10 protein-coding genes are annotated in these 10,269 nt (G+C 74.1%); 4 read left to right on the top strand and 6 right to left on the bottom strand.

The genetic code is table 11. The annotated features are described in order from the left end of the window. Positions 1–21 precede the first annotated feature (21 nt). From LG396_RS19045 to LG396_RS19035, 3 genes are read right to left on the bottom strand one after another with little or no spacing between them, the layout of a single operon-like run. Positions 22–384 carry a GNAT family N-acetyltransferase gene (locus LG396_RS19045; protein ID WP_225795664.1) on the bottom strand — a complete coding sequence of 121 codons (363 nt, stop codon included), beginning with the start codon at positions 382–384 and terminating at the stop codon, positions 22–24. Then, complete coding sequence (locus tag LG396_RS19040) at positions 381–1,421, bottom strand: pirin family protein (RefSeq protein WP_225795663.1); 1,041 nt, start codon at positions 1,419–1,421, stop codon at positions 381–383. The genes LG396_RS19045 and LG396_RS19040 overlap by 4 nt, the downstream gene beginning before the upstream one ends. Continuing rightward, positions 1,418–1,891, bottom strand: coding sequence for a carboxymuconolactone decarboxylase family protein (locus tag LG396_RS19035; RefSeq protein ID WP_100301943.1), 474 nt, complete (start codon positions 1,889–1,891; stop codon positions 1,418–1,420). Before LG396_RS19035 ends, LG396_RS19040 begins: the two co-directional genes overlap by 4 nt. Positions 1,892–2,417: 526 nt before the next feature. On the opposite strand from LG396_RS19035, the gene LG396_RS19030 reads away from it, so the two are divergent. Beyond that, entirely contained in the window at positions 2,418–3,569 is a 1,152-nt protein-coding gene (locus LG396_RS19030) for a cytochrome P450 (protein ID WP_225795662.1), read from the top strand. A gap of 148 nt (positions 3,570–3,717) precedes the next feature. On the opposite strand, the gene LG396_RS19025 is transcribed toward LG396_RS19030, so the two are convergent. Continuing rightward, positions 3,718–4,674, bottom strand: coding sequence for a TAXI family TRAP transporter solute-binding subunit (locus tag LG396_RS19025; protein WP_225795661.1), 957 nt, complete (start codon positions 4,672–4,674; stop codon positions 3,718–3,720). A 166-nt stretch (positions 4,675–4,840) separates the two neighbouring features. On the opposite strand from LG396_RS19025, the gene LG396_RS19020 reads away from it, so the two are divergent. Beyond that, positions 4,841–6,043: a PucR family transcriptional regulator gene (locus LG396_RS19020; protein ID WP_225795660.1), complete on the top strand. Its 1,203-nt coding sequence runs from the start codon at positions 4,841–4,843 to the stop codon at positions 6,041–6,043. A gap of 53 nt (positions 6,044–6,096) precedes the next feature. On the opposite strand, the gene LG396_RS19015 is transcribed toward LG396_RS19020, so the two are convergent. Next, on the bottom strand, positions 6,097–6,966 hold the full coding sequence (locus LG396_RS19015; RefSeq protein WP_225795659.1) for an AraC family transcriptional regulator: 870 nt from the start codon (positions 6,964–6,966) through the stop codon (positions 6,097–6,099). A 61-nt stretch (positions 6,967–7,027) separates the two neighbouring features. After that, a complete protein-coding gene (locus tag LG396_RS19010) occupies positions 7,028–7,840 on the bottom strand; it encodes a phytanoyl-CoA dioxygenase family protein (RefSeq protein WP_225795658.1) in 813 nt (270 codons plus the stop codon). 200 nt (positions 7,841–8,040) lie between these two features. Here LG396_RS19010 and LG396_RS19005 point away from each other — a divergent pair, with 200 nt between their 5' ends. Both LG396_RS19005 and LG396_RS19000 read left to right on the top strand, forming a co-directional pair. Next, positions 8,041–8,673 (top strand): DUF6461 domain-containing protein, encoded by a 633-nt coding sequence (locus LG396_RS19005; RefSeq protein WP_225795657.1) that lies wholly within the window; start codon positions 8,041–8,043, stop codon positions 8,671–8,673. A gap of 320 nt (positions 8,674–8,993) precedes the next feature. Continuing rightward, positions 8,994–10,250, top strand: a complete 1,257-nt coding sequence (locus LG396_RS19000; RefSeq protein ID WP_225795656.1) for an MFS transporter — start codon at positions 8,994–8,996, stop codon at positions 10,248–10,250. The last annotated feature ends 19 nt before the right edge of the window (positions 10,251–10,269 follow it).

Below are 10,269 nucleotides of genomic sequence, written 5' to 3'. Positions count from 1 at the left end.
ATCGACGGCCCCTGACCGCCGCTACTTCTGCCGGGAGTCCACGGCGCGCAGGTGGTCGGGTCTGGGCTTGACGACGTGGTCGTCGTACTCGGGGTGCCTGGGGAGCCACCCGGCGACGTACGGGCAGACCGGGACGACGGCGTAACCGCGCGCCACGACATCGTCGACCGCACCGCGGACCAGCAGGGAGGCGAGGCCCTGCCCGGCGTAGTCCGCCGACACCTCGGTGTGGAACAGCACGCGCTGGACGCCGTCGGGACCGTCGACGTCGACGTAGTCCTCCGCGCCGATGATCTGGTCCGCAGGGTTTGCGGCATCGTGGTCGACGAGGACGTAGCGCGACTCCTCGGGCCGATCCTGCACCTCGAAGCGCTGGTCCGTCATGGCCGTCCTCCCTCTGGTGGCGTGTTCTCCGTGGCGTGCGGCTGCCGGCGCGGCCGCAGGCGGGTGGTGGGCAGGACCGGGGCGGGCAGTGCAGGCGGCTGGTCGGGCGGGAACGGCCCGAACAGCTCCGGTTTGCCAGCGTCGTCGGGGTCGGCCGGTTCGGCTCCGATCTCCGCCTGGTAGCGGCGCCGGAACTCGACGATCTCCTCGTGGCTGCGGCCCACGAAGTTCCACCACATGACGATCTGCTCGTCCAGCGGGACGCCGCCGAGCAGGATGAGCCTGGCGCCGTCCGGGCCGGCGGTGAGCGTGAGCGTGTCCGAGCCGGGCGGTACGTACGCCAGGCAGCGGTGTGCGAGATCGGTGGCGTTGACCACGGCCGTGCCCGTCTCGGCGAGGGCGGCATGCTCGAAGTCCGCCCGCACGTCGAGGGTCACCGTGGCGCCCGGGTCCAGCATCAGCTCCGCGCCGAGCAGGTCGGGGGTGCGGGTCAGGACGGTGGAGGACGAGCCGAGGAGGTCGCCGAGGAAGACCCGGGCGGTCATGCCGGGCACGGTGACGGGCTCGGGGCGGTAGTGCTCGAAGTGGTTCGGGCCGAAGCGCGTCGCCTCGGGGAGTGCGTACCAGAGTTGGACGCCGTGCAGGGTGTCGGCGTCGGTGGGGCTGATCTCGGAGTGGGTGATGCCCTGTCCGGCGATCATGAGGTTCAGTTCGCCCGGCCGCACCTGTGCCGCGTTGCCGCCGGAGTCGAGGTGGTCGATGCGGCCCGTGAACAGCCAGGACACGGTGGCCAGCCCGGTGTGGGGATGCCGGGCGACCTCCATGCCGCCGGTGGCCGAGACGTCGTCGGGGCCGTAGTGGTCCAGGAAGCACCACGCCCCGACCAGGGACCGGCTGCGCTGCGGCAGCGTCCGGTACACGGTCATGGCCCGCGGCCCGCCCAGGGGCACGAGCCGCGGTTGAAGGACCTCCACGGCGGTGCACGGCTGACCGGGAGCCAGCACGGCCAGGTCGGGACGTCCGTCGAGGTTGCTCACCGGATCACCTTCCCGTCCAGCCCTCGCGGGCGTACCGGATGCCGGCTGAGGATGGAGATCCGGTTGAACATGTTGATCGATACCGCGACCCACTCGGCTGCGACGAATCCCTCCTCACCCAGGATGTCGCGCGCCGCCTCCAGGTCGGCCTGCGCGTCTTCGCCGAGGGGCAGCACGGTGGCCGCCTCCGCGACGGCGAGCGCGGCGGTCTCGCGATCGGCGTAGACGCCGGAATCGCGCCAGGCCGGAAGCAGGTCCAGCTTCTGCTGCGCGACCCCGGCCTCCCGGGCCTCCCGGGAATGGAGGTCCAGGCAGAACGAACACCCGTTGAGCTGCGAGGAGCGCACCTTGATGAGCTCGATCTCCTGCGGATCCAGCCCACGGCCCAACGCGGCGTCGCGGATCGCCGCCGAGTAGGACCTCGCGGCCTGCCACGCCTCCGGCATGACCTTGTCCAGGAACGGTCGCATCTGGCTCCTCACCGTTGTCACCCTCATTCTCAACGACGTCCCCACCGGTGCGGCGGCGGCCCTTGTCCCCGGCGCTCCCGGTGCGGACTCGCGAGCAGAACGTGTGATGAGACCAGGTGTATTCCGCGGCGCGGCTCATCGCGGGGTCAGCCGCCGCGGTCGGCCCCGGCTCCCAGCGGGTGGCGCGGGCGGTCGAAGCTGGCGTGCGCGGCGTGCCGGTACCACCGGGGGTCGGATGTGCTCCGGCGTGCACTCCTTCATCCGTGTGACCGTGCGCATCCCCCGTACCGGAGGGGCCCGGGCCGGGGCTGCCGCGGGCGCGCCGCCAGGCGTGCGCTGCGCGGGGACGCAGGAGCGGCTGCGTCGCGTGGCGGCGGTAGCGGCAGTTCGGAGCACCGGCGTGCGCTCACACCTTGGGGTCACCGCTGACATGCACCGACAGCCGAGTGGAATCAGCCAGGTGATTCCACTCGGCTGCGGGGCGCTCCGGCTTCGCGTGCCGGGACACCGGAGAGGGGGGATGAGGATGAGGCACAAGATCCGCTTGCTGCGGGATCCCCTCGTCTGCATCGAGCAGCTGAGCCACGGCAGCACGGCCGGGGTGATGCGGCTGCCGTGGGGTGGCTGGTGCGTCCGCGATACCGAACTGGCGCAGGCACTGCTGCAGGATCCGGACTTCCACACGGGCGGGTCGCTCTTCTTCGGCGAACTGCTGCCCGCCCGCGGCGCGCAGGCCGGGCTGGGCCGCGCGGTGCGCAGCCTCCTGCGGACCGCCGTGCCGCACTACCGCGCCGCGTTGCCCGGGGCCGTGGCCGCACTGCCGCCGGCCAGCCGGTGGCCGGACGCCGGCACGCGGCTGGTCCACCGCTGCCTCGCGGACGTCCTGCTGCACCCCGGCACACCGGGCGGCTCCCGCGAGCTGATGCGGCAGGCCGCCCACGGGGGTGTGGCGGTGCGCTCGCGGTACGTGTGGCGGCGGGCCCGGGCGGAACTCGTACGGGCCAGGCTCTTGGCCGCAGTGACCGAGGAGGCGCACCGCCGCCGCCGCCAGCCCGCCGGCGAACCGCGGGACATGCTGGACGCGGTGCTCACGGCATGCCCGGAAGCGGATGTGTCCGACCGAGTGGTGGCCGAACTGCACCTGATGATGTTCCGGGCGATCATGGCCCCTGTCAGCGGCTCGCTGGCCTGGTCGGTGCTGCTGGCCTGTCTGCACCACACCGGGGCCGCACCGTGGCCCTGGGCGATCGACCACGTCGTGCGCGAGGCGCTGAGGCACCGCCCGGTGCCCTGGATGCTCGGGCGTACCCTCCCGCACGCCATGGACATCGGTGGCACCGTCATCCCATCCGGTGAGGTGCTCTCCGTCTGCCCGTACCTGCTGCACCACGACGCACGCCACTGGGCCTCCCCGGGCGCGTTCCGGCCCGAGCGCTGGGCCAGCGACAGCGGACACGGCCCGTACATCCCTTTCGGCACGGGGCCCTTCAGCTGCGCCGGCGCAGCGGTGGCACAGACGCTGCTCACCGAAACCCTGTCCGCCCTCACCGGCCACGCCCGCCTGGCCGTCACCGGCGGCGACACCCGCGCAGCCATGTCGGAGGGCAACGTTCCGCGACCCTTCGTCCTGCACCGCACCCCGGACCACCCGCCCGCACTCGACACGGGAAGGAGGTGAGCAGCCGTGGCCGCGACGATGCGACGCATCTTCACCAACAAGCCAGCCCGACGCTGGTACTGGTACTGACGATCGGGCCCCACGGACCCGGACGCCCCGGCGTCCGGGTCTTCCTCTTGGGGGGCCTTCCGCCTGGAGGTGCCGGGGTTCAGGCCATGAAGCCCGCTTCCCGGTAGGCGTGCGCGGCGCCCGGGTGCAGCGGCGCGGGGACGTTGCGCCAGGCGGTGGCCGGGTTGAACCCGGCCAGCGACGGGTGTACGCCGGGGAGTCCGTCGAGGGCGCCGAGCAGCAGCCGGGTCAGTGCGTACGCGGTGCCGTCGGCCAGTTCCGCGGAGACCACGAGGACGGTGGCGGCGAAACACGTCGCCACGTCCGCGGTGTGCAGGCCCGGATAGGTGCCGGCCGGGATCGCGCCGGGGGTGCAGCCGTAGCGGCGGGCGAGGTGGGCGATGAGGTCCGCCGGCAGCGGGGCGAGTTCGACCCGCCGGACGCCCCGGGCCGCGGCGGCGATGCCGGGGGAGGGCAGTGTCGTCGCGCCGAAGACGTGGTCGATCTCGCCGGCGTGGAGGGCGCGGACCAGCGCGTCGTAGCCGTCGAGGAGCACCCGGCCGCCGCAGGCGCGGATCCGGGCGTACGTCGCGCCGTAGTGGCCGACGACGGCACGGAACATCAGCTCGTCGGTGGTGTCCTCCGGCGGCGCCCCGAACCGCCCGCCGGGCCGCCCCGTGATCGCCTCGCCGAGACGGGACCCGGACCCGGCACCGGCGTCGGCCGCCCGCAGCAGGTTGTACGGCAGTGCCGACCACCCGGTGCCCAGAACCCGCAGGGCGGGCATCGGAGCGTCGAAGGGCGGGCCGCCGTTGTACGCCGCGGCCACCACGACGTCCGTGCTCATACCCACATGGCCCGCGCCGTCGCGGATCCGGGTCAGGTTCTCCCGCCCGCCGCCGGCGGCCAGCGTCAGGTGCAGGGCGGGGTCGCGGCCTTCGAGGAGGCGGATCAGCCCGCCGGTCATCTCGTACCAGCCGTCGCCCGGGTTGCCGCCCAGCCACGTCAACTCCCGGAGCGCCACGGGCTCGCGCGCCTGCTCCGTACGGTCGGCCACGGGTGTCCGCCTCTCGGCTCGGGCGGCCACGGCCGGGACGGCCGGGGCCGGGGGAGATCACCACGCTAGGCCGGGGCGGGTCCCCGGCACATCGGACGCGTGACGGGACCGGCCCGCGCCCTCTCCTACACTTGTAGGAACCCAGCGGTACGTCGAGGACGGTCCCGTGGCCCACGCCGGCAGCCTCCAGGAGCAACTCGACTCGCTCGCCGACGAGCTGGGGCACAGCCTCTCCGTGGACGCCCCCGACGGCCGCCTCGTCGCCTACAGCGCACAGGGCGCCGACGCCGACCCCGCGCGGATCGCAGCCATCCTGTCCCGCCGGGTGGCCCCCGCGGTCCTGGAGTGGGAGCTGCGGCACGGCATCGCGGATGCGGCCGGGCCCGTCGAGGTGCCGGCCAACCCCGGGCTCGGCATGGCCGCCCGGCTGTGCGTGCCGATTCGCAGCGGACGCGGCTGCCTCGGCTACCTCTGGGTGCTCGACGCCGACACGGCGCTGGACGGGACGGCGAAGGCCGCGGCCGCGCGTGCCGCGCGTGCCATGGCCCCGGCGCTCGCCCCGCACCCGCCCGCCGCCGCGGCCCCGGCCGCGGGCCGGGAAACCGACGAACTGATCCGCGCCGTGCTCGTCGAGAGCCCCGACCCGCAGGCTCTGGACCGCCTCGCCGCGGCGGCCCCGGGCCTCCTCGGGTCCCGGATCCGGGTGTACGCGGTGGTGCCCGCCGCGCCGGGACGGGGCGGCGCGGTGCCGTTCGCCGGGCGCGAGTTCCGGCGGCTGGCCGGGGCGCTCCCGGCGGCCCTGCGCGCGTACGCGGGGTACGTCGGTTCGTACGTCGGCGCGAGCCACGCGGTGGTGCTGGCCCGGCACGGGGCGGGGGAGGACATCGCGTACGGGATCGGCCGGATCGCCGAGCCGGCGGGTTCCGCCACCGTCATGGTCGGCAGCTGCGACCCCGCGCCGTTCACGCTCGACTCCGTCCGCACCGCCCGCGCCCGGGCGCTGGCCGCCGCCGAACTCGCGGCGCTGGACCCCGCGTTGCCCACCCCGCTCACCTGGCGCGACCTCGGCCCGTACCGCACGCTGCTGTACTCCGCCGCGCCTCCGCCGCCCGCCCCCGGCATCCTCGCCCCGCTCGACGGCGCCGGTGCCTCCGCACCCATGCTCCTCGCCACCCTGGAGACGTACCTCGACCTCGGCGCCGACGCCGCCCGCACCGCCGCCCGCCTCCACCTGCACCGCACCAGCCTCTACTACCGCCTCGGCCGCGTCGCCGCCCTGCTCGGCGCCGACCTCGCCGACGGCCTCGTCCGGCTGGACCTGCACCTCGCACTCAAACACCGCCGCCTCGCCCGCCGCACCCTGAGCTGAGGCGCCGGCCGGTGATCGGGCAGCACACGCCGGCCCGGGGGAGTGCCGCCGTGTCAGCGGTGCTCGGGCTCGACCGGGAGCCAGAGTTCGGCGTCGGCCCCGGTCCTGTCCGGCGACAGGCGGGTGCGCAGGATCTCCGGGCCGGTGCGGGTGCGGTACGGGTTCGACGGGAACCACTCGGTGAACACGTCCCGCCAGAGTTCCTGGATGGCCTGCGGCGCCGGCCCGGAGGTGGTGAAGACCGCCCAGGCGCCGGCCGGGACGGCCAGCGTGGACGTGCCTTCCGGAGCGGCCGCGGCGGTGATCACGCCGTGGTGGTAGTCGAGCCCGGTGCCCTCGGCGCGGCTGGGGTCCATGTCGTCGCAGACCGCGACGATGCCGTGCGGCTCCTGGTCCGACAGCTTCTCCAGGCGCTCCAGGGTCCGCGGATCGATCCGTCGGACGAAGTCGATGATCGCCTGGTTCGGTCCTGCGTGCACGAGGGGCACCCGGGCCCTGAACCCGACGACGGTGAACTCCGCCTTGTCCACGACGCGGTACCGCATGCTGCTGCTCCCCTCGATGGTGAGGCGGAAGGCCATCCGTGACTGGGAGGTCAGTGCGGCGCCGGTACGGCGGGCCTCGCCCGGTCCGATGCCGTTCATGGCACGGAACGCCCGCGCGAACGCCTCGCCGGAGCCGTAGCCGTAGCGCACGGCGATCTCCAGCAACGTGTCGCGTCCCGCGAGTACTTCGGCGCCGGCGAGGGTGAGGCGGCGGCGCCGGACGTACTCCGACAGCGGCATTCCCGCGAGCGCGGAGAACATCCGGCGCAGGTGGTGCTCCGAGGTGGCCGCGATGCGTGCCAGTTCCGCCACGTCGAGGTCGTCCTGGTCGAGATGGCCCTCGATGTGCTCCATGGCCCGGTTCAACCGCTCCAGCATGCCCGGCCTCCTCCCTCTTTCCTTTCACGGCCACCTCGGCGGCGAGGGCCGTGAGGCAGGACTATCCCGCGCTGCGGCCGGCGCCCTCTCCGTCCGGACCGGGGGTGTCCTGTCCCAGCCCCCGGCGGATCGCGATCTCCACGGGGGAGTACGCGCCGTCGGCCCGTTCCGGTTCGTACGGTACGGCCGGCATCAGCGGCGGCTGCGCCATGAAGCGCGGCCGCGTCCCATGGTGCGGTTGAGCCGCGTGCACCAGGAACGGATGGCACAGGAAGACGTCGCCCGGGGACCCGGTGGCAAGGGCGAGCGGCCGGTGGTCGGACGCCGCCACCAACTCGGGTGCCAGGGTCAGCCCGCTCGCCCCGTCCTCCCCGTACTTCTCCAGCACCTTCGGCACGTCGAGGTGCGAGCCGACCCGGATCCGGGTCGGGGCGTCCTCTTCGCCGACCTCGCTGAACAGGAAGAGCATCAGCAGCGCCCGGCCCCGGGAGCGCAGATTCGTGAAGTACCAGTCCTCGCCTTCCGGCAGGTAGCTCCCCTCGATGTGCCAGCCCGCGTCGTCCGGCTCCTCCTCGTGCGGGAAGCGCAGCGGGAACGTACCCAGCGAATAGCGCGGCTCCCAGCGTCCCGCGCCGACGAGCAGATCGTACGCGCGGTGCAGGGACGGGGAGTTGGGCGCGGCGGCGAACGGCCCCTGCGCCATGCCGCCCACCCAGTGCACGGGCTGCGTCCACGTCGACGGGTCGTCCGGGTCGCAGCCCGTCTCCCGCCACAGCAGCCGCGCGCAGTCCGCGGCCACGCGCGGCGCGACGGCACCCTCCAGCTTCACGAAGCCGTCGCGGAGGAAACGGGATACCGGGGTCGTGTCATCCATGCCCCCATCGTGCGGCGCCGGCGGAACCGACCACCCGACATTCCCCGCACCGCCTTTGTCGGGTCGCCACCGGCGCTGAGCGGCACCGGACACGGAAACCCCGGTGCGGGCGGGACGGGCCGCGGCCACGGCTCGGGCGGGATCAAGGCCGGGGCTGGGCTACGTTGCGGTGTGAGTTGTCGGCTGCGGGGAGGGCGGACGTGGCGAGCGGGCTGCGGTGGATAGCCACCGAATACGACTTGGGGTACACCTTCACGCTGTGTGAGGGCATCGAGCCGCGTGAGCTGCTGGTACGGATGGGCGCGGAGCCGCAGCACGTCCACGAGCTGACCGCTGACGCGGTCGCCGAACTCCAGGCGCGGCCGGAGGACGGCCACCTCGGCGACCTGGAGTTCCTGGACCGGGAGGACGAGGCGCTCGTGGCACGGCTCACGGAGGCGGGCTTCCTCTCCCACCCGGAGGTGCTCGTCCGCGCCGGCACGGTTCCCGGCTGGGCCTACGCCATCGAGAACATCTCCTGCCACGCCCCCGCCCGCCTGGCAGCGCTGTCGCGCGGGACGCGCGCGTACACGGTGTTCCGCAGCGTCAACGGCGAGCACCAGGTCGGCTACGCCCGCGACGGCCAGGTGCTGGCCCACTACGAACCGGGGATGCCGCATCTGGGAGGCGTGGGCGTACGGGACGGGGTGCCGGGCTTCGCCTACTCCGGGCAGGAACTCCCCGACGTGGCCTTCCTGCGCTTCCTCGAGAGCGAGCACGGGATCTGGCTCGCGTGGGAGGACACCCAGGCCCTGCTGCCCACTGCGGCCTTCGCCCGGTCCGGCGGCGGATGACGGATTTGCGCTGCCGCCGGCGTCACGTCGGTGGGCGGTCCTGCGGCGCGTTCAGGCCCTGAAAGGGGATGGCGTCCTGCCGTCGACCGTCTCCAGCAGTTCGACCTGGTCGAGGGGGTTGGCACCCATGGGACCCATCACGATCAGCCCGTAGCTCGGCATGCTGTACCCCGGTTCGCAGCGGCAGTTCTTTCGTCAGCAGACGCGGCGCCGTCCACGAGCGGTTGCAGCGGGCAGTCCGTGACGGCCCCGTCGCCATCACACTCATAAGCATGATAATCATTTTCACTATGCCCTGCCGTCGCCCCCGGGGAAGCCCCGTGACCTCACCCCGCCCCGTGCGCCGGACAGGTGTGCCCGGGAAGAGGGGCCGGTCGCCCGTCCTGCTCGACGTGGCGTTCCTGCGGCTGTGGTGCGGTGCCACGGCGTCCGGGCTGGCGACCTGGGCGCTGCCGTTCGTGCTCGGACTCGCGGTGCTGGAGCGTGTGTTGACGGCGACGGAGCTGGGTCTGCTGCTGGCGGCCCGCACCGCCGGCTTCCTCGTCGCCGTACCGGTCGGCGGGGTGCTCGCCGACCGGCACTCACGCCGCGGCGCGGTGCTCTGGGCCGGCCTGGCCGCCGCCGCGTCCGCGCCGCTGCTCGCCGCCGGTCTCGGCCGGTCGATGGCGCTGACCGCCGTGGCGGCCGCGGTGGCGGGATGCGGCCAGGGCGCCTGCCGGCCGGCGTTCCAGGCGCTGACCGCCGAGGTCGTCGAGGAGGGCCGCAGGCAGCAGGCCAACGCCGCGATGACGCTGGCCGTCAGGGTCACCACCCTGGTCGGCCCGGGTCTCGCCGCGCTGCTCGCCGTGCTCCTGCACATCCGCGGCCTGCTGCTGGGCCTCGGGTTGCTCTGGCTGGTCGCCGCGCTGGTGCCGGGGCGGGGTGCCGGGGGCGCGGCGCCCTCCGCGGTCCGATGGGGCTCCTTCGCCGCGGAGTTCACCGAGGGCGTACGCGAGGCGCGCGGCCATCCCTGGTTCGTCGCCGGCCTCGGCGCGCTGGCCGCCGTCATCTTCACCGGCTACTCCGCCACCGGCGTCGCCCTGCCGCTGGTCAGCCGGGACCGCTACGGCACCGAGGCGGTGCTCGCCGCCGCACTGACCGCCTACACCGCCGGGGCACTCGCCGGCGCCCTGGTCATCGCCCGCTGGCGGCCCCGCGCACCGGGCCGGGCGGCGCTGGCCGCGCTCGCCGCGTACGGTGTGGCGCCGCTGAGCCTGGTGTTCGCCGTCCACCCGGCCGTGGTGGTCGCGGCCTTCGCCGTTGCCGGGCTGGGGATCGAGCTGTTCAACGTGCCGTGGTTCACCGCGGTCCAGCGCGAGGTCGCCCCGGACCGGCTGGCCCGCGTCTCCTCGCTGGACTTCCTCGTCTCCTACGGTCTGGCCCCCGCGGGCCTGGCGCTCATCGCTCCGGCCATCGACGCCTTCGGACTCCGGCCGGTGCTCGGCGCCTGCGCGCTGGTCTGCTTCCTCGCCCCCGCCGCCGCGGCCCTGACCCCGTCCGCCCGCAACTTCTCCCGCCGTCGTGCACCCGCTGCGTAGCCCGTCGATCTCCATGCTA

Origin of the sequence: Streptomyces aculeolatus (assembly GCF_020400605.1) — a bacterium.
GTDB classification, from domain to species: Bacteria; Actinomycetota; Actinomycetes; order Streptomycetales; family Streptomycetaceae; genus Streptomyces; species Streptomyces aculeolatus.
This window is presented reverse-complemented; position numbering and strand designations above follow the sequence as displayed.

Excerpts from the sequence above, each read along its gene's own strand:
- LG396_RS19045 (WP_225795664.1), bottom strand. The coding sequence starts at position 384 with ATGACGGACCAGCGCTTCGAGGTGCAGGATCGGCCCGAGGAGTCGCGC.
- LG396_RS19035 (WP_100301943.1), bottom strand. The coding sequence starts at position 1,891 with ATGCGACCGTTCCTGGACAAGGTCATGCCGGAGGCGTGGCAGGCCGCG.
- LG396_RS19015 (WP_225795659.1), bottom strand. The coding sequence starts at position 6,966 with ATGCTGGAGCGGTTGAACCGGGCCATGGAGCACATCGAGGGCCATCTC.
- LG396_RS19030 (WP_225795662.1), top strand. The coding sequence starts at position 2,418 with ATGAGGCACAAGATCCGCTTGCTGCGGGATCCCCTCGTCTGCATCGAG.
- LG396_RS19010 (WP_225795658.1), bottom strand. The coding sequence starts at position 7,840 with ATGGATGACACGACCCCGGTATCCCGTTTCCTCCGCGACGGCTTCGTG.